Source organism: Streptomyces avidinii (assembly GCF_014650695.1).
GTDB classification, from domain to species: Bacteria; Actinomycetota; Actinomycetes; order Streptomycetales; family Streptomycetaceae; genus Streptomyces; species Streptomyces avidinii.
In genome coordinates this window covers 846,345-868,836 of record NZ_BMVL01000001.1, presented here as the reverse complement: position 1 = coordinate 868,836, position 22,492 = coordinate 846,345, and the positions used below count along the sequence as shown (strand labels likewise).

The window sequence follows — 22,492 nt, the reverse complement described above, 5'->3', positions numbered from 1 at the left end:
GGTGCGCACGGGGGTTCTCCGATGTGGGGGCGACGATTACTCGACGGTGACCGACTTCGCCAGGTTGCGCGGCTTGTCGATGTCCCGGCCCATGGCCAGGGCCGTGTGGTACGCCAGCAGCTGGAGCGGGATGCCCATCAGGATCGGGTCCAGCTCGTCCTCGTTCTTCGGCACCACGATGGTGTGGTCCGCCTTCTCCTGCTCGCGGTGCGCCACCGCGAGGATCCGGCCGCTGCGGGCCTTGATCTCCTCCAGCGCCGCGCGGTTCTTCTCCAGCAGGTCGTCGTCCGGGACGATCGCGACCGTCGGCAGCGAGGGCTCGATCAGGGCGAGGGGGCCGTGCTTGAGCTCGGAGGCCGGGTAGGCCTCGGCGTGGATGTAGGAGATCTCCTTCAGCTTGAGGGAGGCCTCCAGCGCCACCGGGTAGCCGCGCACCCGGCCGATGAACATCATCGACTTGGCCTCGGCGAACTCGGCCGCGAGCTTCTTGATGTCCTCTTCGCCGTCGAGGATCTCCTGGATCTGCGCGGGCAGCTTGCGCAGGCCCTCGATGATCCGCTTGCCGTCGGTGACCGAGAGGTCCCGGATGCGGCCCAGGTGCACGGCGAGCAGCGCGAAGGCCACGACCGTGTTGGTGAAGCACTTGGTGGAGACGACGCAGACCTCGGGGCCGGCGTGCACGTACACGCCGCCGTCGGCCTCGCGGGCGATCGCGGAGCCGACCACGTTGACCACGCCGAGGACGCGGGCGCCCTTGCGCTTGAGCTCCTGCACCGCCGCGAGCACGTCGTACGTCTCACCCGACTGGGAGACCGCGATGTAGAGGGTGTCGGGGTCCACAACCGGGTTGCGGTAGCGGAACTCGGAGGCCGGCTCGGCGTCCGCGGGGATGCGGGCCATGCCCTCGATGAGGCCGGCGCCGATGAGGCCCGCGTGGTACGAGGTGCCGCAGCCCAGGATCTTGACCCGGCGGATGCCGCGCGCCTCGCGCGGGTCCAGGTTCAGGCCGCCCAGGTGAACGGTGTTGAAACGGTCGTCGATCCGGCCGCGCAGCACGCGGTCGACCGCGTCGGGCTGCTCGGAGATCTCCTTGTGCATGTAGGTGTCGTGACCGCCCATGTCGTACGAGGCGGCCTCCCACTCCACGGTCTCCGGGGTGGCGGTCGTGGTCGCACCGCTGGTGGTGTAGGTGCGGAAGTCGTCGGCCTTCAGGGTGGCCATCTCGCCGTCGTCGAGGGTGACGACCTGGCGGGTGTGGGCGACCAGTGCGGCGACGTCCGAGGCGACGAACATCTCCTTCTCGCCGATGCCGAGGACGACCGGGGAGCCGTTGCGGGCGACGACGATGCGGTCGGCGAAGTCGGCGTGCATGACGGCGATGCCGTAGGTGCCCTCGATCGCCTTGACGGCCTCGCGGACCTTGTCCTCCAGGGACTCGGCCTCGGAGCGGGCGATCAGGTGGACGATCACCTCGGTGTCGGTCTCCGAGACGAAGACGACGCCTTCGGCCTCCAGCTTGGCGCGCAGCTCGGAGGCGTTGTCGACGATGCCGTTGTGAACGACGGCGACCTTGTTCTCGGCATCCAGGTGCGGGTGCGAGTTGATGTCGCTCGGGGCGCCGTGCGTGGCCCAGCGGGTGTGGGCGATGCCGGTGGTGCCGGCGAAGCGCTTGGGGACGCGGGACTCCAGCTCGCGGACCCGGCCCTTGGCCTTGACCACCTTGAGGGTGGAGGCCTTCGGGCTGTTCACGACGATGCCCGCGGAGTCGTACCCGCGGTACTCCAGCCGCTGCAGCCCTTCGAGCAGCAGCGGTGCCACGTCACGCTTGCCGATGTAACCGACGATTCCGCACATACGGTTTAGCCCCTCCTGAAGTTCGGTTCGTGTACCCGCCCGCAGCCGCCTCCGCGGCCGCCGGCTCAGCCGTAGACGATGCGGCGCAACTGCCGGAGCGACAGCTCCGGCGGCGCCACGGCGCGGTGCGGCAGTTCGGCCGCGATCCGCTCGAAGATCTCCGCGTTCACCGCTCCGCCGGACTGCAGTTCCCGGTGGCGGCGGCGGACGAACTCCTCGGTCGTCTCGTCGAAGTAGGCGAGCACGTCCAGTACCACCCGGGCGGCCTCGCCGCGCTGCAGCGCGGTGCTGCGCACCAGGTGGTCGACGAGGTCGTCATGCGACGGGCGGCGATCGAGCACTCGTAGATATTGGCGGCTAACGGCGGTGAACGCAAAGATCCTGCCCGATTTCGGGCAGGATTACTCTGGTCTGGACCAGAAGAGCGCTCGGTGTGAGCTCCTTCGGATGATTTCCACCCGCCCTGGACGGCCGCAGCAGACGGGACGGCCCCCTTGGCCTATACCTGTGCGCATGAGAGTCCTGCGACGTACGCTCGGCGCCCTCCTCGCCCTCGGTGCGGCCCCGGCCCTGCTCACGGCCTGCACCTCCGCCCACGGTGACGACGCCAGACCCGGGGACGACCCGCCGGCGGCCCTCACCCCCTTCGAACGGCTGCTGCCGGCGCCCGTCTCCGCGCGCGCCGCGGGTCCCGGGTACGCCTTCGGGGCGGGCACGGTCATCCGTACCGGCCGCGGGACCGGCGAGGAGGTCCGCCGGGTCGGCGAACTCCTCGCCGAGCAGCTGCGCGGCCCGAGCGGGCTGCCGCTGCCGGTGGTCGACGGGGCGCAGGGCGACGGGATCCGGCTCAGGATCGACGAGGGCGCGCAGGGGGTGGGGGAGGAGGGGTACCGGCTGGATGCGGACCCGAGCGGGGTGACCCTCACCGCGCGGACACCGGCCGGGCTGTTCCACGCGGGGCAGACGCTGCGCCAGCTGGTGCCGGTGACCGGTCCCGGGACGGTGCCGGGCGGCACGGTCACCGACCGGCCGCGTTTCGCCTACCGGGGTGCCATGGTCGACATCGCGCGGCACTTCTTCCCGGTGGAGCAGGTCAAGAGGTACGTGGACCAGCTCGCCCAGTACAAGGTCAACACCCTGCACCTGCACCTGACCGACGATCAGGGCTGGCGCCTCGCGAGCGACTCCTGGCCGCGGCTGGCGGAGTACGGGGGCGCCGGCGAGGTCGGCGGCGGTCCCGGCGGCCACTGGACGAAGGGCGAGTACCGGGAGCTGGTGGCCTACGCGCAGCAGCGGTACGTGGACGTGGTCCCCGAGATCGACATGCCCGGGCACACGAACGCGGCGCTCGCCTCCTACGCCGAGCTGAACTGCGACGGGAAGGCGCCCGACCGGTACACCGGCATCAAGGTGGGCTTCAGCTCGCTGTGCGTGGCGAAGGAGCGGACCTACGAGTTCATCGACGAGGTGCTCGGCGAGCTGGCGGAGCTGACCCCCGGCCGCTACCTGCACATCGGCGGCGACGAGGCGCACGCGACGTCGGCGGCGGACTACGCGGCCTTCATGGACCGGGCCCAGGCGGTGGTGGGGCGGTACGGCAAGACGGTCGTGGCCTGGCACCAGTTGGCGTCGGCCCGTCCGGCACCGGGAGCGGTGCTCCAGTACTGGGGCCACGACAGGACCGCGGCGGCGGACAAGGCCGCCGTGGTGGCGGCGGCGAAGGCGGGGCACCCGCTGATCCTGTCGCCGGCGGACCGGCTGTACCTGGACATGAAGTACGACCCGGCGACGAAGCCGGGCCTGGCGTGGGCGGGGTACGTCCCCGTGCAGCGCGCCTACTCCTGGAACCCGGGTGCGTACCTGGCCGGGGTGCCGGAGTCCGCGGTCCTGGGCGTGGAGGCGCCGTTGTGGACGGAGACCGTTTCGACGCGCGGGGAGTGGGAGCAGCTGGCCTTCCCGCGCGTTCTGGGTCTGGCGGAACTGGGCTGGTCCCCGCCGTCCGCGCTCGACTGGACCGCGTACAGCCGCCGGCTGGCCGCGCAGGCGCCCCGGCTGGACGCGCAGGGCATCGGCTTCTTCCGGGCGCCGGATGTGCCGTGGGCGCAGTAAGGGCGTCCGCCAGTAGGTGCCGAACCTGGTGGCAGTAACAGGGCTGGACGGCCCGCCAGATCATGAGGTTTTACGCTTCGTGATCACCGGGGGATTTGTGCCTGCCATCCCATCATGCGTTCTCGACCCGATCCGTGACCAGTTCCTCGCGCTGCTGCCCGCGTGTGAAGAGCGGCATCCGTGGGGGTGTCACAACCCGCGCATCAGTGACGCGGTGGTCTTCGACCGTCTGGTGCAGGTCCTGGTCTTCGGCCGCGAGTACGAGCGGGTGGCCGACCACCTGTGCTCCGCCACGACCCTGCGCCGCCGCCGCGATGAATGGATCGCCGCTGGTGTGATGGAGACCCTGCGCCTGCTCGTACTTGCCTGCTACGACCGCATGATCGGCCTCGAACTCGACCACCTGTCCGCCGACGGCTGCATCACCAAGGCACCGTCCGGAGGCGAGCGCGCCGGGAAGAGTCCCGTCGACCGGGCCAAACTGGGGATCAAACGCTCGCAGCTGACGGACGGGTACGGCATACCGCTGGTCACCGATCCAGCACCGGCCAACACTCGCGATGAGGTTCCCCCGAGATGCGGGGATGGGTGACAGGGGGTCAGATGGGGCTTATGAAAGGAGCCCAGACGATGCCTGTCCCGAGGAAGTACCCGCTGGAGTTGAGCGAGCGTGCGGTCCGGATGTACCGCACGGCCGAGCCGAAGCCCGTGATCCGTCGTATGGCCGAGGAACTCGGCGTGCACCACGAGGCTCTGCGCAACTGGATCCGCCAGGCCGAGGCCGACGCCGGCGAGCGAGGCGACATGCTCACCACTGCCGAGCGTGAGGAGCTGGCCGCCCTGCGGAAGGAGAATGCCCAGCTCAAGCGGGCGAACGAGGTCCTGCGGACGGCCTCGGCTTTTTTCGCGGCCCAGCTCGGCCCGACCCGGCCCAGGTGACCGCGCTCCTCGACGCGCGACCCCACCATCCTCGGCGCCTACCGGCCCGAGCCCGGCGGCCAGGCCAACGAGGCCTTGCTCACCTGCGGGGAGACGCCCACGCTCCTTCAGCTCGGCCGCCCCTTCCAAAGCCCGGTCAGCGCCGAGCGCAGGGCCGCGGCCGAAGCCTTGCGCGCGGACGCGGAGACCTTCGCGGATTTCCGCGGCGCGGTGACGCGCCAGGCACACTGCACCTGATCCGCGCTGACCTGCGGCCACCGCTTGCTAAGGGTTGATCCAGTACCGCCGCACGGGGCCGTGTGCGGTGTCCCGGACGCCCTCGAGGACGCCGCCTTGGTGCTCGATCGTCTTCACCGAGGCAAGGTTGTCGGCTTCGCAGACGATCAGCACCCCGTCCAGGCCGAGGGCCCGCCCCTCGTCGAGCATTTGGCCCAGCGCCCAGGTGGCCAGCCCGCGCCGACGTGAAGACGGCCGGATGCCGTAGCCGATGTGGCCGAACTGCAGCACGTAGTCGTTGGGCCCGTGCCGCAGCGCGATCCCGCCGTGCACCCGGTCACCCTCGACGATCCATCGGTACGTACAACCTCGGCCGGTTTCCGCCGCTTTCGGGCCTGCCTGATCAGCGAGCAACGCCACCCAGGCCGCGAAGCCGTCTGGGGAGTCGACCTCGTCGGACGGCCCCAGCCCGAATCCGTCCTCGTGGAGGCCGGGACCCCACTCGTCACGCGCCTCGCGCCAGGCGGCGTATAGGCGGACGGTGGGCGCGATCAGTTCGGGCATGCGTCGACGATACCGATCCAGACCCTCACGATCCACGGCTGGATCACTCGGCGTGAGCGGAGTCCTTCAGGCCGTGGATGAAGGCGGCCCAGGCGGGGGCCGTGCAGCGGATGCCGGGGCGGGTGGTGTCCTTGCTGTCCCGGACCGTGCGACCGCCGTTGTTCGTCTCCGCCACTTCAACGCAGTCGCCTTCGTGGCCGGAGTACGAAGACTTGCGGTATCTGCTGACGATTTCTGCAGTCATGATCCCTCTCGCGTGACGGGCGTCGTGTCCTTGAGCAACAGGCGGATTCGTTCTGCCGTTTGCTCAGGAGACAGTGCTGTCGAGCGTAGTCGGTCGAAGACGTTCACGTAGAGGGCCAGATCGTCCGGCGCTTCGATCACGGACGTGTTCGGCAGATTCTCGACGGCTACGGCCTCGACGGTCGGTTCAACCCCAAAGGAGAAGCTGACGAACGGCCCCGCGATACCTGCCGCCCGGCTTGCCGAGGCAGGCAGCATCTGAACGGTTACGTTGTGGCGTTCGCCGGCCTCAAGCAGGAGGCGCCACTGCGGGTGAGCGATGGCAGGGGTGGACGCCATGGAGGTGATCGCAGGCTCCCAGATGACTGCGGCGAACTGGGTTGTGCCTTCGTAGATCCGCTTCTGGCGTTCCTGCCGCACCTGCACCAGCCGAGCCGCCCGCTCCGCCTCGATGAACGTTGGCGCCGAAGCGATGACGGCCTCGGCGTACTCGGTGGTCTGCAGCAGGCCTGGGATCAGTGCCGGCTGCCAGGAGCGGATGTACGTCGCGTCGTTCTCCAACGTGATGTGGTCCGTGTATCCCGACCGAAGGGTCTCCTGGTAGTCGAGCCACCAGCCACGCTGATTGCTGGACTTGGCCCAGCCTTCCAGTCGCGCACGCTCGTCGGGGTCGTCGACGCCGTAACAGTTGAGCAGCGTACGCACTTCCAGTGCGGATGCAGTGGACTGCCCGCCTTCCAGGCGGCTGACCTTGGACACGGACCTCAAGATTGCAGCTGCTGCTGTCGCCTGATCCAGTCCGGCGGCCTCACGGTGGCGCCTCAGTGCGGCGCCGAGCCTCCGGCTTCGGACGGTGGGCCTCCCGCCTACGGGCATTGCGACTCCTCTCAACAACCTTGCCAGTCTGCCGCCTTGAGGGAACGCACGGCCAGCCCGTAACCCGTTCCGGTGATCCGCAAATTTGCAAGAGAGAGGCTTGCTGGAAGCAGTGGTGGCGTCGGCAGGTGCTCGTCCTCGCGACGTACGGGATCGATCTCGGCCCCGGGTCATCCACGGGCGGGCGGTGGTCCGGTGAGCGAACGGGAAGAAGTGGTGCGGCGGTGGCGGCGGGAGGCGCGGTGTGTGCCGCTCGCGCGGGCCGAACTGCGCAAGGCGCTGGTCGGCTGGGGGCTCTCCGAGCTGGAGGAGGACGCCCTGCTCGTGGCCTCGGAACTGGTGACCAACGCCGTGCGGCACGCCGTCTCTCCCCGCGACCGGGAGATCGAGACCCGGTACGTGCGGCTCGGTGACGGTGTACGGGTTGAGGTGCATGACACCTGTCCCGCGCGGCCTGTGTTCGGGCTGTCGGATCAGGACGGGGACTCCGGGCGGGGGCTGTACCTGGTGGCAGCGCTTGCCGATCGGTGGGCCGTCGGGGAGCGGAGTGGGCCCGGGAAGCGGGTGTGGGCCGAGTTGTCAGTGAAGGTGACGTGACCGCCTGGCTGCTGACCCCCGACCGGACGGGGAGCGAAGCGATCTACGAGGTCGAGTGCACCTCGTGTCACGCGGGGTCGGGGCCGGCCGATGACGACGACGGGCCCGCGATGTGGGCCCTGCAGCATGCGCGAGCGACGCGGCACACCGGGTACCGGCGGATCGTCACCGACTTCCAGCGGGCCCTGACGGCCGAGTGAAACACATGAGGCGTGTCCGTGAAGAGGCCAGTCAGGGTTTCGCGGACACGCATTCGTGTCCGGGCTCTGGCTGGTCGGCGCTCAAGGTTTCCCTGCCCGGGGTCAGGCAGGAGAAGGCTGCTCCGGCCGGCGTGGTGCGGCCGTATCATGGGCCGCAGCAGGCAGGGACCGACATCAGCGGGGAGGTTCTCACATGAGCGCAGCGGAAACCGAGCACCCGATTTACCCGCCGATCCGGCCGCGACTGTCGGTGGAGGAACTGCTGGCCGCGAAGAACACCCAGCCGATCACGTCCCTGGACGATCTGAAGGCGGACACTTTCGAGTCCGACGAGGAGCTGGACGAGTTCCTCGCCTTCACTTACGCCGAGCGTCGGCGCGACGTCGCCTGAGCCGCCGCCATGCAACCAGTCATCCTCGACACCGACGTCGCCTCCCTCACCCACAAGGGCAAGCTGACCGGCCCGCTGGCCACCCGGCTGATCGGCCGCAAGCCACTGATCACCTTCGTCACCTTCGGCGAGCTGACCCAATGGGCCGAGATCCGGGACTGGGGCAGCGGACGACGCCAGGAACTCGCTGACTGGCTGTCCGGCATCCCCGTCCTGCCCGGGGACGAAGCCGTCGCGGCCACCTGGGGCAAGCTGTCCGCCGCCGGCAGGAAGGCAGGACGGCCGCAGCCGACCAACGACATGTGGATCGCTGCCTGCTGCCTCACCTACGATCTGCCGCTTGCGACCTTGAACCTCAAGGACTACGAGTACTTCAAGGAAAAGCACAGCTTGCGCATCCTCGGCGAGGAATAGCCCCTACGGGCATACGGCGCTGGCGGCGGACTGAGAAGACGCGCGGTGTGTCCGCGAAGAGGGCCATTCTGGGCTTCGCGGACACACCGTCGTGCGGAAGGGCCGGGGCGGGCGTCGAGGGACCGTATCGACGCCCACCCCACCCCGTGTGTCACCGCCGGGCGAAGGCCGCGACGGGGTTCTTGAGGTTGCCGATCAGCTGGAGGGCCGCCGCCGGGTCGGCGAGGTCGACCATCTGCTTGTTGTTGCGCAGCTGGAGGCGGTTCAGGCAGGACAGCTGGAACTCCTCGGCGAAGAGGTCGTACCGCTCGAAGCGCTCCGCGAGCTGCGGCATCGACTCCTGGTACGCGTGGCCGCAGTCCGCGACCGCCTGCCAGAAGGTGTCCTCGTCGCAGATGCCCTCGTCCGCGAGGATCGCGCCGAGGAAGCGGAAGAAGCAGTCGAAGACGTCCGTGAAGATCGAAAGGAGCTTCATGTCCTCGGGGATGTCCGCCCGGACCCGCTCGACCGCGGGCGGCAGCACCGCGTCCGCGTCCATGATGACGATCTCCTCGGCGATGTCCTTGAAGATCGCCCGCTTCACCAGGCCGCCCTCGATGACGAGGATGGTGTTCTCGCCGTGCGGCATGTACGCGAGGTCGTACTGGTAGAAGCAGTGCAGCAGCGGCACCAGGTAGGCGCGCAGGTAGTGGCGCAGCCACTCGGCCGGGGTCAGGCCCGACTCCGCGATCAGGGCGCCGACGAAGGACTTGCCCTCGGCGTCCACGTGCAGGAGCGAGGCCATCGTGGCGAGGCGCTCGTCGCCCTCGATCCGGTTGACCGGGGACTCGCGCCACAGCGCGGCCAGCATCTTGCGGTACGGGGAGTACCGATCGGTGGCGCGCTCGTACTGGCGGTGGTGGTAGCCGATCGCCGCGCGCTCGCGGATGATCGAGAAGTCCACCGACTTCAGGACCTCGTCGCCCTCGATCAGCTGGTGCAGCCAGTCGTTGATGGCCGGGGTGGCCTCCATGTACGCGGCCGACAGGCCTCGCATGAAGCCCATGTTCAGGACCGAGATGGCGGTCTTGACGTAGTGCTTGCGCGGCGCGCTCCGGTTGAAGAACGTGCGGATCGACTGCTGCGCGAGGTACTCGTCCGGGCCCTCGCCCAGCAGCACCAGGCGGCGGTTCGCGATCTCGGCCGCGAAGGTGACCGTGGTCTTGTTCCACCACTGCCAGGGGTGGATCGGGAAGAGGTGGAAGTCGGCCAGGTCCAGGCCCAGCGCGGTCATCCGCTCGGCGAAGACGCCGATGGTCTCGTCGCCGAGCTCCTCGCGCATGAAGGAGTCGTGGTCCAGGCCCGCTCCCGCCGTGAAGGTGGAGACGTCCTTGCGGGCGGCGACCCACACCAGGTGGACGGGGCTCGCGGTCTCCGGGGCGTACGAGAGGTACTCGTGCACGCCGAAGCCGAGCCGGCCGTTGTTCGCGACGAAGCAGGGGTGTCCCTCGGTCATGCCCGTCTCGATGTCCTGGAAGGAGGACTTCGCGAGGACGTCGGAGGAGACCTGCGGCTTCGTGTACTTGTAGCCGGTGCCGGCCAGGGTGGAGGAGATCTCCTCCAGGTAGACGGGCAGCACCTCCGGGCTCAGGCCCAGGCTCTCGCGCAGCTCGATGTGGAAGTCGAGGGCGTCCAGCGGCAGCTCGGCGCCGCCTCGGTGGCGGGTGATGGAGGCCTCGTCGACCGACCAGTGGTCGAGGGCGTGCAGGACCGCCTCGAAGCGGTACTCCACGGTTTCGTCGTCGCTGAGGACCGAGTAGCGGCCGTCGCCCAGCGGCTTCGGGGTCAGCAGGCGCTCGTGGGAGAACTCCGCGAGGCCCTTGCGGACCAGGGCGCGGTTGGCGCGGGCCCACAGCTCGGGGGAGAGGTGGGCGACGGCGTCGGCGAGGCTCATATGGAGACCCCCAGGGCGGCCGTGGCGGCCTCGAACTGCGCGCGGGTGCAGAAGCTCAGCAGGGCTTCCTTCTCCGGCTTGGTGACCTGGCGCTCCGCAGCGAAGCCGACGGCCTCGTTGAGGGCGTGCACGGCGGTGTTGGCGATGTCCGGCTCGACCACGACGCGCTCGGTGGCGGGGTCGGCGAAGATCGCGGCCATGACGGTGGTGATCACGGCGCGGGTGAAGCCGTGCAGCGGGGTGTCGCTGGGCGCGACGAGGAAGTGCATGCCGACGTCGCCCGGCCGGGCGTCGTAGAGGCCGACCAGCTCCAGCTCGGACGGGTCGTAGGTCTCCATCAGGAACGCGGGACGGCCCTCGTGCAGGCCGATGAAGGCCTGGTGGTGCTCGTGGGCGGCGATCCTCATGTACTCGCGCTCGACGTCCGGCAGGGACGCGTCCTGCATCATCCAGAACGAGGCCTTCGGGTGGGTGACCCAGCCGTGGAGCAGCTCCGCGTCGGCGAAGGGGTCCAGGGGGCGCACGGCGAAGGAACCGAGTTCTTTGTCGGTGCGGGAGAAGAGGAGTTCGGTGGTGCTCATCAGAGGGTGCCTTCCGGGGCGGCGAACTGCTGGAACGCGATGGACTTCTCGACCTTGTAGTGCTCGCGGCCGAGGAGCTCACCGACGATGTACGCGTTCCGGTACGCCGCCATGCCCAGGTCGGGCGAGGTGAGGGAGTGGTTGTGGGTGGTGCCGTTCTGCAGGTAGACCCCGCGGCCCGTGGTGTCGATGCTGTAGTTGCGTGCGGCGTCGAGACGGCCGTGCCCGTCGAAGTTCAGCCGGTCGCGCACCGGGTTCAGGAACTCCGGGAAGCTGTACTTGTAGCCGGTGGCCAGCACCAGGCCCTCGGAGGTGAGGGAGAAGTCCCGCTCCTGCTCCTCCTGGCGCAGCCCCAGCGTGTACGTGCCCGTGGTGGTGTCGTACGCGGTGCTGTTCAGGGAGGTGTTGGTCAGCAGGGTGGTCGGGACCTGGCCCGGCATGCTGATCTTCTTCTGGTAGAGCAGGTCGAAGATGGCGTTGATCAGGTCGCCGTCGATGCCCTTGAAGAGGTTCTTCTGCTGGGTCTCCAGCCGGTACCGGGTGTCCTCGGGGAGCGCGTGGAAGTAGTCCACGTACTCGGGGGAGGTCATCTCCAGGGTCAGCTTCGTGTACTCCAGCGGGAAGAACCGCGGTGAGCGGGTCACCCAGTTGAGCCGGTAGCCGTGGACGTCGATCTCGGCGAGGAGGTCGTAGTAGATCTCGGCCGCGCTCTGGCCGGAGCCGATGAGGGTGATCGACTTCTTCTTCTGCAGCTCCGCCTTGTTCTGCATGTAGACGGAGTTGTGCAGGAAGTCGCCGCCGAGGCCCTCGCAGGCCTGCGGGACGTGTGGCGGGGTGCCGGTGCCCAGGACCAGGCGGCGGGCCAGGTGGGTCTCGCCCTTGTCCGTGTGGACCTCGTACAGGCCGGCCTGCTCGTCGTAGGTGACCTCGGTGACCGAGGTGGACCACTGGACGTTGTCGAGGCGGTCGGCGGCCCAGCGGCAGTAGTCGTTGTACTCGGCCCGCAGCGGGTAGAAGTTCTCCCGGATGTAGAAGGAGTACAGCCGGTCCTTGTCCTTCAGGTAGTTCAGGAAGGAGAAGGGCGAGGTCGGGTCGGCGAGCGTGACCAGGTCCGACATGAAGGGCGTCTGAAGGTGGGCGCCGTCCAGGAACATCCCGGCGTGCCACTCGAAGTGCGGCTTCGACTCGATGAAGAGACCGTCGATCTCGTCGAGCGGGGCGGTCAGGCAGGCGAGTCCCAGATTGAACGGACCGACGCCGATGCCGATGAAGTCGTGGGTCTTAGCGGTGGAGGGCAAGGGATTCTCCCAGGAACTGCTCGGCATGTGCGGCGAGAAGGTCGAGGACGGCCGTGATGTCGGCCGTCGTGGTCTGCGGGTTGAGGAGGGTGAACTTCAGGTACTGCTTGCCGTCCACCTTGGTGCCGGCGACGACGGCCTCACCGGAGGCGAACAGGGCCTTGCGGGCGTGCAGGTTGGCCTCGTCGACCAGGTCGCCGCGGATCCCGTCGCCCTCGGGGACGTAGCGGAAGACCAGCGTGGAGATCTGCGGCTTGACGACGACCTCGAAGCGCGGGTCGGCGTCGATGATGTCCCAGCCGGCCGCGGCCAGGTCGATGACCTCGTCGAAGAGCGAGCCGACGCCGTCGGCGCCCATGACGCGCAGCGTCACCCAGAGCTTGAGCGCGTCGAACCGGCGCGTGGTCTGGATGGACTTGTCGACCTGGTTGGGGATGCGCTCCTCGGCCATGCGGCGCGGGTTGAGATAGTCCGCGTGGTACGTGGCGTGCTTGAGAGTGTCGCGGTCGCGCACCAGCATGGCGCTGGAACTGACCGGCTGGAAGAACGACTTGTGGTAGTCGACGGTGACCGAGTCGGCGCGCTCGATGCCGTCGAGGAGGTGACGGCGGGTCGGTGAGGCCAGCAGCCCGCAGCCGTAGGCGGCGTCCACGTGCATCCACGCGGAGTGCTCGTCGGCCAGGCGGGCGATCTCGGGGAGCGGGTCGATGGACCCGAAGTCGGTGGTGCCGGCGGTGGCGACGACGGCCATGGGGAAGAGGCCCTCGGCGGCGCACTCCTCCAGCTCCAGGGCGAGCACCGCGGTGTCCATCCGGCGGTTGCGGTCGACCGGGACGGAGATGACGGCCTCGTAGCCGAGTCCGAGCATCGCGGCCGACTTCTGGACGCTGAAGTGGCTGGCCTCGGAGGTGAAGATGCGCAGCTTCGGAAGGAGTTCGGCCTTGGTGAGCTCGCGTCCCTCGTCGAGCGCCTTCTTCATGACGAGGCGGCAGGCCTCGTCACGGGCCAGGAGCAGTGCGTGGAAGTTGGACTGGCTGCCGCCGGAGGTGAAGATGCCGTCCGCGCCGGGGCCGAGGCCGATGCGCTCGGTGGTCCAGTCGATGAGGCGGCGCTCGATGAGCGTGCCGCCGATGGACTGGTCCCAGGTGTCGAGCGAGGAGTTGACGGCCGACAGGATCGCCTCGCCGAGCACGGCGGGGATGACGACCGGGCAGTTGAGGTGGCCCAGGTAGCGTGGGTGGTGGAAGTACACCGCGTCGCGCAGGTAGACGTCCTCCAGCTCGTCCAGGACGGCGGACGCGTCGGCGAGCGGCTTGTCCAGGTCGATTCCGTTGATGACCGGAGCGAGTTCGTCGACGGATATACCGGTGTGGGGTCGCTGCGTGGTCGCGAGTTTGGCGGCGACGCGGTCGACGCCCTCGGTGACGGAGCGCCGGTAGAGGTCCGCGGTCGTCTCGTTCAGCAGATGCGAGCGCATCAACTTTCCTCCGGGCAGGGGTGGGGTGTGGCGTGCGAGGCTTAGGTTAGCCTAACCTTAGTATTTCGCCAAACGCAGATGGCCCTGGCTGAAAAGCCAGGGCCCATCTCAAGTGCGTTGCGGGGTAAGAAAGCTGACTACAGCTCGGACGTCGGGTCCTCGCTCGGAGCCTTGCCCGCGTATGCCTCGGCGAGCAGCTGCTCCTCGCTCGCGCCGAGTCGCCAGTAACCCGTGAAGCGGACGGCGCGGCGGTCGACGGATCGTTCCTGCACGAAGTGGCGGCGCACGGAGCGAATCGTTGCGGCCTCGCCCGCCAGCCAGGCGTACGGGGCGACGGCGGCGGTGGGTCCGGCCGCGCGCAGCGCGTTCAGCACCTGCTCCGTCCGCTCCCGGCCGTCGCTCTCGCGCACGATCCAGGTGATGTCCGCGTCGGCGGCCGTCGACAGGTCGAGCCGGTCGTCCTCGTGCGGGACCTCGAACCAGGCCCGGACGCCCGTCCCGGCGGGCAGCCGGTCCAGGATCGCGGCCGCGGCCGGCAGGGCGGTCTCGTCCGCGTACATCCAGATCGCGTCGGTGTCGGCCGGCGGCTGGAAGCGTACGGACTTGTTCTCCGCGACGGCCGGTCCGATCGCCAGGATCCGGCGGCCGGCCACGGCCTGTCCGGCCCAGCGGGACGCCGGGCCGGTGTCCCCGTGCAGGACGAAGTCGATGTCGACCTCGTCCGCCCCGTCGGTCGTACGGCGCTGCTCGCGCACCGTGTAGGAGCGCATCACCGGCCGCTCCTCCTCCGGCATTCCGCGCCAGGCGGCGAACCAGGTGTCCTCGTCCGTGGACGGGAGCACGGTGTGCTCCTGACCGGACGGGGGCAGGAAGAGGGACAGGCTCTGGTCGAAGCCGCCCGAACGGAAGCCCGCGAGGGACTCCCCGCCGAACGTGACCCGCAGGAACGAGTGGCCCAGACGGCGCGTGCGGACGACTTCGAGCTCGAAGAACCGGAAGTGTGCGACGGCCGGGGCGTCGGATGCGGTGGCGGTCATGCGGAGAGGTCCCCCTGGAGTCGGTACGGCCTGCAGGGCGCCCGGGGTCACCGGGCGCCGAGGGTCAGCTGACCTTCTTGGCGCTCTGGATGGACTTCGCGAGGTCTTCCAGGAGCTGGGCGCACTTGTCGTACGAGAAGATCGGCTCGGTCACGCGCGGGGTGATCTGGCCGGCCTTGACGGCGGGGAGCTCGGCCCAGGTGGCCTTCTCCTTCAGCGTGTCGGGCTGCAGCGTGCCGGTGCGGTTGTCGAGCAGGACGACGTCGGCCTTGTACTTGCCGGCGTTCTCCCAGCTGAGGCTCTCGAAGAAGCCGCCCTCGTCCAGCTTCTCCGGGGTGACGAACTCGACGCCGAGCTGCTTGAAGTACTTCAGGTCGGCCGAGGTCTCCGGGGTGGAGACGTAGAACAGGTCGGCGGAGCCGGAGCCCACGAGGACCTTGATGCCCGGGTTGGCCTTGGTGGCCTCGCGGACCTTCGCGGCGGCGGCCTCGAAGCGGGCCTTCGCGTCGACGGTCTTCTTGGCGTTCAGGTCGGCGCCGAGGGACTTGGCGAGGTCCGCGGTGCGCTCCAGCGCCTTGTCCAGGGTGACGTCGCCGCCCACCTTGACCGCGGCGGCCGGGGCCAGCTTCAGGATCTTGTCCTTGGAGGCCTCCGGCACGTACCAGTACGTGCCGTCCCAGGTGTTGGTGACGAGGAGGTCGGGCTGGAGGGCCGCGTACTTCTCGACGTTGAACTCGTCGTAGACGTTGCCGAGGATCTCGACCTTGGAGATGTCCATCGAGCCGGCCTGGACGTCGGGCTTGCCGTCGGCGGTCTTGGTCGGGCCGAACACGCCCTTGACCGGGACGCCGTAGTCGTACAGGGCGGCGGCGGTGCCGGTGAAGGCGACGATGTTCTTCGGCGTGGACTTGGTGCTGACGTCCTTGCCGAGGTCGTCCTTGAAGGTCCAGGGGCCGGAGGCCGCGGCGCCGTTGTCCTTGCCGCCGTCGCCCTTCGCCGAGTCGGTGCCGCCGCAGGCGGCGAGCACCGCTACGAGGCCGAGGGCGCCACCTGCCGCGACGAAGCCGCGACGGGTGAAGGAGGAGGTTCGGGACTTGGGCATGTCGATGTCCGTTTTCGTGCGTACCGGGCGGCCACTGAGCCGTTCGTGGGGAAGGTTAGCCTAACCTTGGCCTGAAACGGTAAGGGGGTCCTAAGTTTTTTCAGGACCCCCCTCGTTCCGCCCGTCGCTGCGTCCGCGTGCGGACGAGCCCGACGACTAGCCGGCGAAGCCCAGTTCGCGCGCGATCAGCATGCGCTGGACCTCGCTCGTGCCCTCGCCGATCTCCAGGATCTTGGAGTCCCGCCACATGCGGGCCACCGGGTACTCGTTCATGAAGCCGTAGCCGCCGTGGATCTGCGTCGCGTCGCGGGCGTTGTCCACGGCGACCGTCGAGGAGTACAGCTTCGCGATCGCCGCCTCCTTCTTGAACGGCTCACCGGACACCAGCCGCGAGGCCGCGTCGCGCCAGCCGATGCGGGCCATGTGCGCGCGCATCTCCATGTCCGCCAGCTTGAACTGGATGGCCTGGTTGTCGCCGATCGACTTGCCGAAGGCGTGCCGCTCCTTGGCGTACTTCACCGACTCGTCCACACAGCCCTGCGCGAGCCCGGTCGCGAGCGCGGAGATGGCGATCCGGCCCTCGTCGAGGATCCGCAGGAACTGCGCGTAGCCGCGGCCCTCCTGGCCCACCAGGTTGGCCAAGGGGACCCGCACGCCGTCGAAGGACAGCTCACGGGTGTCCGAGGAGTTCCAACCCACCTTGGAGTACGGAGCGGCCACCGTGAAGCCGGGGGTGCCGGACGGGACGATGATCGAGGAGATCTCCGGGCGGCCGTCCGCCTTGCGGCCCGTCACGGCCGTGACGGTGACCAGACCGGTGATGTCCGTACCGGAGTTGGTGATGAAGCACTTCGAGCCGTTGATGACCCACTCGTCGCCCTCACGGACGGCGGTGGTGCGGGTGCCGCCCGCGTCGGAGCCCGCACCCGGCTCGGTCAGGCCGAAGGCACCGAGGATCTCGCCGGAGCACATCCTCGGCAGCCACTCGCGCTTCTGCTCCTCGGTGCCGAAGAGGTAGAGCGGCATGGCGCCGAGGGAGACCCCGGCCTCCAGGGTGATGGCGACCGAGGAGTCGACGCGGGCGAGCTCCTCCAGGGCGATGCCGAGGGCGAGGTAGTCCCCGCCCATGCCGCCGTACTCCTCCGGGAAGGGCAGGCCGAACAGGCCCATGCGGCCCATCTCGGCGACGATCTCGTAGGGGAACTCGTGCCGCTCGTACAGGTCGCCGATCTTCGGGGCGACGACGTCGTGCGCGAACGCCTCCACGGTGCGGCGGAGTTCCTCGTGCTCAGGGGTGAGCCGGTGGTCGAGGGACATGGTGTGACTACTCCTTGTGGGAGAGGGCGCGGACGGTACGGGAGGGGCTGGGGCGTCCCAGCTGTTCGGCCATCCACACGCTCGTGGCGGTGAGGGCGGCCAGGTCGACCCCGGTTTCGATGCCGAGGCCGTCGAGCATCCACACCAGGTCCTCGGTCGCGAGGTTCCCGGTGGCGCTCTTCGCGTACGGGCATCCGCCGAGGCCGCCTGCGGAGGCGTCCACGGTGGTCACGCCGTGCTGGAGCGCGGCGAGGGTGTTGGACAGGGCCTGGCCGTAGGTGTCGTGGAAGTGCACGCCGATACGGTCGGTCGTGACGCCGGCCTCGTTCAGCGCGGCGAGCAGGGCCTGGACATGGCCCGGAGTGGCCACGCCGATCGTGTCGCCGAGGCTCAGCTCGTCACAGCCGAGGTCCAGCAGGGCCTTGGCGACGGAGACGACCTGGTGGACCGGGACCGGGCCCTCCCAGGGGTCGCCGAAGCACATCGAGAGATAGCCGCGCACGTGCGCGTCGCCCTCCTTGGCCCGGGCCACGACGGGCTCGAACATGGTGAGGGACTCGGCGACGGTGCGGTTGAGGTTGCGGGAGGCGAAGGTCTCGGTGGCCGATCCGAAGACCGCGATGCGCCGCGCCCCGAGGGCGAGCGCGCGGTCGAGGCCGCGCTCGTTGGGGACGAGCACGGGCAGATCCGCCGCGACGTCGGCGAGCTGCGGGAACAGCTCCTCCGCGTCGGCCAGTTGGGGCACCCACTTGGGGTGCACGAAACTGGTGGCCTCGATGGTGGTCAGCCCGGCGCCGGCGAGGCGGTGGACGAACTCCGCCTTCACGGCCGTGGGGACCGCGCCCTTCTCGTTCTGCAGCCCGTCGCGGGCACCGACCTCGTGGATGCGGACCCGGGCCGGGAGACCGGGGGCCGGGACGTTCATGGGCAGCCTGTTCACGCGGCCCCCTCCTCGTCCTCGTCGGGAGTGACGACGGCCAGGATCTGGTCCATCGCGACCGTGGTGCCGGGGGTCACGTCCAGCTCGGTGACGGTGCCGGCGTGCGGGGCGGAGATGACGTGCTCCATCTTCATGGCCTCGACGACCAGGAGGCTCTGCCCGGCCGTGACCCTGTCGCCGACGGCCACCTTGACCACGGTGACGGTGCCGGGCATGGGGGCGGCCAGGGTGTCGGCGCCGGACCCCGTCCCGCCGCGCAGATTCGCCTCGACGGGGTCGTACGTCTGGACGTGCCAGCTGTCTGCGTCCCGCCCGAGCCAGGTCCCCTCCGGGGAGGTGGCGTGGCTGAACCGGTGGGTGACGCCGTCGAGTTCGACGGTGACGGTGTCGGGGGTGCGGGTGAGGACCCGGCCGCGGGCCGGTGCACCGGGGCTCTGCCCCGGACCCCGCGCCTCGATCGCCGGCGAGGCTGAAAGGGCGAGCTCGGTGTCGGAGCCGGAACGCCGACTACGGACCTCCACGGCGTCCTGGCCGGGAAGGCGGAAGTGGTGCACCGTCCAGGCGGGCGTACCGCCCAGACGCCACCCGCTGGCGGCGTCGAAGGGGTCGACCCACTGATCCAGCCTCGCCGGCGTTTGAGGCGCGGGTCCGGGCAGAGCCCGGGGACCCTGCGCCAGCAGGGCTGCCGTGGCGTACACCTCGTCCGGGACACCCTCCGGCAGGAGGGAGGGGAGGTCGCGCTCGACCAGGCCCGTGTCGAGGTCGCCCGACACCACGTCCGGGTGGGCCAGCAGCCTCCGCAGGAAGCCCGCGTTGGTCTGCACGCCCAGGATCACCGTGTCGGCCAGCGCCGCCCGCAGCATGCGCAGCGCGGTGGCGCGGTCCGGACCGTGGACGATGACCTTGGACAGCATCGGGTCGTACGTCGAGCCCACCGGCACGCCCGCCGTCAGCCCGGAGTCCGTCCGCACCGCACCGCCCGAGGGCTCGGACAGGGCCAGCACGGTGCCGCCGGACGGCAGGAACCCGCGCGCCGGGTCCTCCGCGCAGACGCGGGCCTCGATGGCGTGCCCGGTCAGCGTCACCTCGGACTGGTCGAAGCCCAGCGGTTCGCCCGCCGCCACCCGGAGCTGGAGCTCCACCAGGTCCAGCCCGGTGATCAGCTCCGTCACCGGGTGCTCGACCTGGAGGCGGGTGTTCATCTCCATGAAGTAGTAGGAGGAGGGGTCGCCGCCCGGGACGATGAACTCCACCGTGCCCGCACCGACGTACCCGCAGGAGCGGGCCGCGTCGACCGCCGCCGCGCCCATCGCCGCCCGGGTCTTCTCGTCGAGCAGGACCGACGGCGCCTCCTCGATCACCTTCTGGTGCCGTCGCTGCAGCGAGCACTCGCGCTCGCCGAGGTGCACCACGTTCCCGTGGGCGTCCGCCAGCACCTGGATCTCGATGTGCCGCGGCCGGTCCACCCACCGCTCCACCAACAGGGTGTCGTCGCCGAAGGAGGACCGGGCCTCGCGGCGGGCCGCCGCGATCTCCTCGGCCAGCACCGCCTCGTCACGCACCAGGCGCATGCCCTTGCCGCCGCCGCCCGCCGAGGGCTTGAGCAGCACCGGCATGCCGATCTCCGCGGCCGCATCCACCAGTTCGGCGTCGGTCAGGCCGCTGCCCGAGGAGCCCGGTACGACGGGCACGCCCGCCGCCTTCACGGTCTCCTTGGCGCGGATCTTGTCGCCCATCAGGGAGATCGCCGAAGCGGGCGGCCCGATGAAGGCGAGCCCGGCGTCGGCGCAGGCCTGCGCGAAGGCCGCGTTCTCGGCGAGGAAGCCGTAACCGGGGTGGACGGCCTCGGCGCCGGTGCGCCGCGCGGCATCCAGCAGCCGCTCCACCGAGAGGTAGCTCTCGGCGGCCGCGGCCGGACCGATCCGGACGGCCGTGTCGGCCTCCCGGACGTGGCGGGCGTCCGCGTCGGCGTCGCTGAAGACGGCCACGGAGCGGATGCCGAGCTGCCGCAGGGTACGGATGACCCGGACCGCGATCTCGCCCCGGTTCGCCACCAGAACAGTGCTGAACATCAGTGAGGTCCTCACGTCACATACGGAAGATGCCGAAGCCCGAGTCGCCCAGCGGGGCGTTCGCGCACGCGGTCAGGGCCAGTCCCAGCACCTGCCGGGTTTCCATCGGGTCGATGACCCCGTCGTCCCACAGCCGCGCGGTGGCGTAGTAGGCGTTGCCCTGTTCCTCGTACTGCGCGCGGACCGGGGCCTTGAAGGCCTCCTCGTCCTCGGCGGGCCATTCCTGGCCCGCGCCCTCGATCTGGTCGCGCTTGACCGTGGCGAGCACCGAGGCCGCCTGCTCCCCGCCCATCACGGAGATCTTGGCGTTGGGCCACATCCACAGGAAGCGGGGCGAGTACGCCCGGCCGCACATCGAGTAGTTGCCGGCGCCGTACGAGCCGCCGACCACCACCGTCAGCTTCGGCACCCGGGTGCAGGCCACCGCCGTCACCATCTTGGCGCCGTGCTTGGCGATGCCGCCGGCCTCGTAGTCCTTGCCGACCATGAAGCCCGAGATGTTCTGGAGGAAGAGGAGCGGGATGCCGCGCTGGTCGCACAGCTCGATGAAGTGCGCGCCCTTCTGCGCGGACTCGGCGAACAGGATGCCGTTGTTGGCGATGATCCCGACCGGGTGTCCGTGGATCCGGGCGAAGCCGGTGACCAGCGTCTGGCCGAACTCGGACTTGAACTCCTGGAAGCGGGAGCCGTCCACGATCCGCGCGATGATCTCGCGGGCGTCGTACGGGGTGCGCGAGTCGACGGGGACCGCGCCGTACAGCCCGTACGGGTCCACCTTGGGCTCTTCCGGAGCCTCGACCGACCAGGGCAGGGCCCCGCGCTCGGGCAGGGTCGCCACGATGTTCCGTACGATCCGCAGCGCGTGCGCATCGTCCTCCGCGAGGTGGTCGGTCACGCCGGAGATCCGCGAGTGGACCTCGCCGCCGCCGAGCTCCTCGGCCGTGACCACCTCACCGGTGGCGGCCTTCACCAGCGGCGGGCCGCCGAGGAAGATCGTGCCCTGGTTGCGGACGATGACGGCCTCGTCGCTCATGGCCGGGACGTACGCGCCGCCCGCCGTGCAGGAGCCGAGGACGGCGGCGATCTGCGGGATGCCGGCACCCGACATGCGGGCCTGGTTGTAGAAGATCCGGCCGAAGTGCTCCCGGTCGGGGAAGACCTCGTCCTGCATGGGGAGGAAGGCGCCGCCCGAGTCGACCAGGTAGAGGCAGGGGAGACGATTCTCCAGAGCCACCTCCTGGGCGCGCAGGTGCTTCTTGACGGTCATCGGGTAGTACGTGCCGCCCTTGACGGTGGCGTCGTTCGCGACGATCACGCACTCGCGGCCGCTGACCCGGCCGATGCCCGCGATGACCCCGGCGGCGGGCGCCGCGCCCCCGTACATTCCCTCGGCGGCCAGCGGGGCCAGCTCCAGGAAGGGGGATCCGGGGTCGAGGAGGGTGTCCACGCGGTCGCGCGGGAGGAGCTTCCCCCGGGCGGTGTGGCGGGCGCGGGCCTTCTCGCCGCCGCCGAGCCGGGCCGCGTCGAGCCGGGCGCGCAGGCCCTCGGTCAGCTCGCGGTGGGCGGCCTCATTGGTCCGCCAGGCCTCGGACGCCGGGTCCGCGGCGCTCGTCAGCACTGGTGCCTGCTGCATCGGTCGAGCTCCCTTGCTCGGTCCACTTGCTCGGTGCACGCTGTTAATAAGCGTTAACGCATGTACGGCTTAGGTTAACGAGCGCTAACGGCCCTGTCTAGAATGGTTTCCCATGAGCACCAGAGCGGCCGCCCCCACCCGTCGCGAGCAGATCCTCAGTGAGGCCGCTCGTCTCTTTGCAGCACGCGGATTCCACGGCGTCGGCGTCGATGAGATAGGGGCCGCGGTGGGCATCAGCGGCCCCGGCTTGTACCGGCACTTCGCGGGCAAGGACGCCATGCTCGCCGAGCTGCTCGTCGGCATCAGCGAGCGGCTGCTGACCGGCGGCCGCCACCGGGTGGCCGAGGCCGCGGGCACCCCGGAGCGGGTCCTGTCCTCCCTCATCGACGGACACATCGACTTCGCGCTCGACGACCAGGCGCTGATCACCCTGCACGACCGGGAGCTCGACCGGCTGCGGGAGGCCGACCGCAAGCTCGTACGGCAGCTGCAGCGCCAGTACGTGGAGCTGTGGGTGGATGTCGTACGGGCACTGCACCCCGAGGTCGGCGAGGCCGAGGTGCGCGTCGCCGTGCACGCGGTCTTCGGCCTGCTCAACTCCACTCCGCACCTCGCGGCCCTGGGGCGCGAGGCCACGGAAGAGCTGCTGCGGCGCCTCGCGCACGGCGCGTTCGGGGCGCTGTCGGCATGAGCGGGGGC

The 22,492-nt window shown here is 69.9% G+C and carries 22 protein-coding genes and 1 pseudogene; 8 read left to right on the top strand and 15 right to left on the bottom strand.

What is annotated here, in order from left to right; genetic code table 11:
* Positions 1-36: 36 nt before the first annotated feature.
* Together glmS and IE257_RS03980 are read right to left on the bottom strand one after the other, a co-directional pair.
* On the bottom strand, positions 37-1,854 hold the full coding sequence (glmS, locus tag IE257_RS03985) for a glutamine--fructose-6-phosphate transaminase (isomerizing) (RefSeq protein WP_030388548.1): 1,818 nt from the start codon (positions 1,852-1,854) through the stop codon (positions 37-39).
* 65 nt (positions 1,855-1,919) lie between these two features.
* Positions 1,920-2,195, bottom strand: coding sequence for a hypothetical protein (locus IE257_RS03980; RefSeq protein WP_030008735.1), 276 nt, complete (start codon positions 2,193-2,195; stop codon positions 1,920-1,922).
* A gap of 172 nt (positions 2,196-2,367) precedes the next feature.
* On the opposite strand from IE257_RS03980, the gene IE257_RS03975 reads away from it, so the two are divergent.
* The 3 genes and pseudogenes from IE257_RS03975 (at position 2,368) to IE257_RS03965 (ending at position 4,902) form a co-directional block, all read left to right on the top strand.
* Complete coding sequence (locus IE257_RS03975; RefSeq protein WP_189964594.1) at positions 2,368-3,963, top strand: beta-N-acetylhexosaminidase; 1,596 nt, start codon at positions 2,368-2,370, stop codon at positions 3,961-3,963.
* A gap of 97 nt (positions 3,964-4,060) precedes the next feature.
* A pseudogene (locus IE257_RS03970) lies at positions 4,061-4,525 on the top strand (IS5/IS1182 family transposase); the annotation flags it as partial.
* A gap of 68 nt (positions 4,526-4,593) precedes the next feature.
* The gene (locus tag IE257_RS03965; RefSeq protein ID WP_189964592.1) at positions 4,594-4,902 is read left to right on the top strand and encodes a transposase; all 309 of its coding nucleotides are present in this window, start codon (positions 4,594-4,596) and stop codon (positions 4,900-4,902) included.
* 264 nt (positions 4,903-5,166) lie between these two features.
* On the opposite strand, the gene IE257_RS03960 is transcribed toward IE257_RS03965, so the two are convergent.
* Genes IE257_RS03960 through IE257_RS03950 form a run of 3 tightly spaced genes read right to left on the bottom strand, consistent with a single transcriptional unit; the run spans position 5,167 to position 6,801 of the window.
* Positions 5,167-5,682: a GNAT family N-acetyltransferase gene (locus IE257_RS03960; protein ID WP_189964590.1), complete on the bottom strand. Its 516-nt coding sequence runs from the start codon at positions 5,680-5,682 to the stop codon at positions 5,167-5,169.
* 43 nt (positions 5,683-5,725) lie between these two features.
* Positions 5,726-5,926 carry a DUF397 domain-containing protein gene (locus IE257_RS03955; RefSeq protein WP_189964588.1) on the bottom strand — a complete coding sequence of 67 codons (201 nt, stop codon included), beginning with the start codon at positions 5,924-5,926 and terminating at the stop codon, positions 5,726-5,728.
* Positions 5,923-6,801, bottom strand: a complete 879-nt coding sequence (locus IE257_RS03950; RefSeq protein WP_189964586.1) for a helix-turn-helix domain-containing protein — start codon at positions 6,799-6,801, stop codon at positions 5,923-5,925. The genes IE257_RS03955 and IE257_RS03950 overlap by 4 nt, the downstream gene beginning before the upstream one ends.
* A 195-nt stretch (positions 6,802-6,996) precedes the next feature.
* On the opposite strand from IE257_RS03950, the gene IE257_RS03945 reads away from it, so the two are divergent.
* The 4 genes from IE257_RS03945 to IE257_RS03930 all read left to right on the top strand — a co-directional run bounded on the left by IE257_RS03945 (position 6,997) and on the right by IE257_RS03930 (position 8,403).
* Entirely contained in the window at positions 6,997-7,398 is a 402-nt protein-coding gene (locus IE257_RS03945; protein WP_189964584.1) for an ATP-binding protein, read from the top strand.
* Positions 7,395-7,598 (top strand): DUF7848 domain-containing protein, encoded by a 204-nt coding sequence (locus tag IE257_RS03940; RefSeq protein WP_189964582.1) that lies wholly within the window; start codon positions 7,395-7,397, stop codon positions 7,596-7,598. Before IE257_RS03945 ends, IE257_RS03940 begins: the two co-directional genes overlap by 4 nt.
* Positions 7,599-7,791: 193 nt before the next feature.
* Positions 7,792-7,989: a hypothetical protein gene (locus tag IE257_RS03935; RefSeq protein ID WP_189964580.1), complete on the top strand. Its 198-nt coding sequence runs from the start codon at positions 7,792-7,794 to the stop codon at positions 7,987-7,989.
* 9 nt (positions 7,990-7,998) lie between these two features.
* The gene (locus IE257_RS03930; RefSeq protein ID WP_189964578.1) at positions 7,999-8,403 is read left to right on the top strand and encodes a type II toxin-antitoxin system VapC family toxin; all 405 of its coding nucleotides are present in this window, start codon (positions 7,999-8,001) and stop codon (positions 8,401-8,403) included.
* A gap of 151 nt (positions 8,404-8,554) precedes the next feature.
* Here the strand turns inward: IE257_RS03930 and IE257_RS03925 are convergent, their stop codons facing one another.
* The 10 genes from IE257_RS03925 to IE257_RS03880 all read right to left on the bottom strand — a co-directional run bounded on the left by IE257_RS03925 (position 8,555) and on the right by IE257_RS03880 (position 21,793).
* Positions 8,555-10,336 carry an IucA/IucC family protein gene (locus IE257_RS03925; RefSeq protein WP_189964576.1) on the bottom strand — a complete coding sequence of 594 codons (1,782 nt, stop codon included), beginning with the start codon at positions 10,334-10,336 and terminating at the stop codon, positions 8,555-8,557.
* The gene (locus IE257_RS03920) at positions 10,333-10,917 is read right to left on the bottom strand and encodes a GNAT family N-acetyltransferase (protein ID WP_189964574.1); all 585 of its coding nucleotides are present in this window, start codon (positions 10,915-10,917) and stop codon (positions 10,333-10,335) included. The genes IE257_RS03925 and IE257_RS03920 overlap by 4 nt, the downstream gene beginning before the upstream one ends.
* A complete protein-coding gene (locus IE257_RS03915) occupies positions 10,917-12,242 on the bottom strand; it encodes a lysine N(6)-hydroxylase/L-ornithine N(5)-oxygenase family protein (RefSeq protein ID WP_189964571.1) in 1,326 nt (441 codons plus the stop codon). Before IE257_RS03915 ends, IE257_RS03920 begins: the two co-directional genes overlap by 1 nt.
* Positions 12,199-13,692, bottom strand: a complete 1,494-nt coding sequence (locus IE257_RS03910; RefSeq protein WP_189964570.1) for a pyridoxal phosphate-dependent decarboxylase family protein — start codon at positions 13,690-13,692, stop codon at positions 12,199-12,201. Before IE257_RS03910 ends, IE257_RS03915 begins: the two co-directional genes overlap by 44 nt.
* Positions 13,693-13,829: 137 nt before the next feature.
* Entirely contained in the window at positions 13,830-14,729 is a 900-nt protein-coding gene (locus tag IE257_RS03905) for a siderophore-interacting protein (RefSeq protein WP_189964568.1), read from the bottom strand.
* A gap of 64 nt (positions 14,730-14,793) precedes the next feature.
* A complete protein-coding gene (locus IE257_RS03900) occupies positions 14,794-15,831 on the bottom strand; it encodes an ABC transporter substrate-binding protein (RefSeq protein WP_189964566.1) in 1,038 nt (345 codons plus the stop codon).
* Positions 15,832-15,987: 156 nt separating this feature from the next.
* Entirely contained in the window at positions 15,988-17,148 is a 1,161-nt protein-coding gene (locus tag IE257_RS03895) for an acyl-CoA dehydrogenase family protein (protein WP_189964563.1), read from the bottom strand.
* A gap of 7 nt (positions 17,149-17,155) precedes the next feature.
* On the bottom strand, positions 17,156-18,073 hold the full coding sequence (locus IE257_RS03890) for a hydroxymethylglutaryl-CoA lyase (protein ID WP_189964807.1): 918 nt from the start codon (positions 18,071-18,073) through the stop codon (positions 17,156-17,158).
* 11 nt (positions 18,074-18,084) lie between these two features.
* Positions 18,085-20,160 carry an acetyl-CoA carboxylase biotin carboxylase subunit gene (locus IE257_RS03885; protein ID WP_189964561.1) on the bottom strand — a complete coding sequence of 692 codons (2,076 nt, stop codon included), beginning with the start codon at positions 20,158-20,160 and terminating at the stop codon, positions 18,085-18,087.
* Between the two features lie 16 nt (positions 20,161-20,176).
* Entirely contained in the window at positions 20,177-21,793 is a 1,617-nt protein-coding gene (locus tag IE257_RS03880) for a carboxyl transferase domain-containing protein (protein ID WP_030388537.1), read from the bottom strand.
* A gap of 112 nt (positions 21,794-21,905) precedes the next feature.
* Here IE257_RS03880 and IE257_RS03875 point away from each other — a divergent pair, with 112 nt between their 5' ends.
* Positions 21,906-22,484 (top strand): SACE_7040 family transcriptional regulator, encoded by a 579-nt coding sequence (locus tag IE257_RS03875; RefSeq protein ID WP_189964559.1) that lies wholly within the window; start codon positions 21,906-21,908, stop codon positions 22,482-22,484.
* Positions 22,485-22,492 lie beyond the last annotated feature (8 nt).

Coding starts and splice junctions, on each gene's coding strand:
- glmS (WP_030388548.1), bottom strand. CDS start 1,854: ATGTGCGGAATCGTCGGTTACATCGGCAAGCGTGACGTGGCACCGCTG.
- IE257_RS03975 (WP_189964594.1), top strand. CDS start 2,368: ATGAGAGTCCTGCGACGTACGCTCGGCGCCCTCCTCGCCCTCGGTGCG.
- IE257_RS03965 (WP_189964592.1), top strand. CDS start 4,594: ATGCCTGTCCCGAGGAAGTACCCGCTGGAGTTGAGCGAGCGTGCGGTC.
- IE257_RS03960 (WP_189964590.1), bottom strand. CDS start 5,682: ATGCCCGAACTGATCGCGCCCACCGTCCGCCTATACGCCGCCTGGCGC.
- IE257_RS03955 (WP_189964588.1), bottom strand. CDS start 5,926: ATGACTGCAGAAATCGTCAGCAGATACCGCAAGTCTTCGTACTCCGGC.
- IE257_RS03950 (WP_189964586.1), bottom strand. CDS start 6,801: ATGCCCGTAGGCGGGAGGCCCACCGTCCGAAGCCGGAGGCTCGGCGCC.
- IE257_RS03935 (WP_189964580.1), top strand. CDS start 7,792: ATGAGCGCAGCGGAAACCGAGCACCCGATTTACCCGCCGATCCGGCCG.
- IE257_RS03930 (WP_189964578.1), top strand. CDS start 7,999: ATGCAACCAGTCATCCTCGACACCGACGTCGCCTCCCTCACCCACAAG.
- IE257_RS03925 (WP_189964576.1), bottom strand. CDS start 10,336: ATGAGCCTCGCCGACGCCGTCGCCCACCTCTCCCCCGAGCTGTGGGCC.
- IE257_RS03920 (WP_189964574.1), bottom strand. CDS start 10,917: ATGAGCACCACCGAACTCCTCTTCTCCCGCACCGACAAAGAACTCGGT.
- IE257_RS03915 (WP_189964571.1), bottom strand. CDS start 12,242: ATGCCGAGCAGTTCCTGGGAGAATCCCTTGCCCTCCACCGCTAAGACC.
- IE257_RS03910 (WP_189964570.1), bottom strand. CDS start 13,692: ATGCGCTCGCATCTGCTGAACGAGACGACCGCGGACCTCTACCGGCGC.
- IE257_RS03905 (WP_189964568.1), bottom strand. CDS start 14,729: ATGACCGCCACCGCATCCGACGCCCCGGCCGTCGCACACTTCCGGTTC.
- IE257_RS03900 (WP_189964566.1), bottom strand. CDS start 15,831: ATGCCCAAGTCCCGAACCTCCTCCTTCACCCGTCGCGGCTTCGTCGCG.
- IE257_RS03895 (WP_189964563.1), bottom strand. CDS start 17,148: ATGTCCCTCGACCACCGGCTCACCCCTGAGCACGAGGAACTCCGCCGC.
- IE257_RS03890 (WP_189964807.1), bottom strand. CDS start 18,073: ATGAACGTCCCGGCCCCCGGTCTCCCGGCCCGGGTCCGCATCCACGAG.
- IE257_RS03885 (WP_189964561.1), bottom strand. CDS start 20,160: ATGTTCAGCACTGTTCTGGTGGCGAACCGGGGCGAGATCGCGGTCCGG.
- IE257_RS03880 (WP_030388537.1), bottom strand. CDS start 21,793: ATGCAGCAGGCACCAGTGCTGACGAGCGCCGCGGACCCGGCGTCCGAG.
- IE257_RS03875 (WP_189964559.1), top strand. CDS start 21,906: ATGAGCACCAGAGCGGCCGCCCCCACCCGTCGCGAGCAGATCCTCAGT.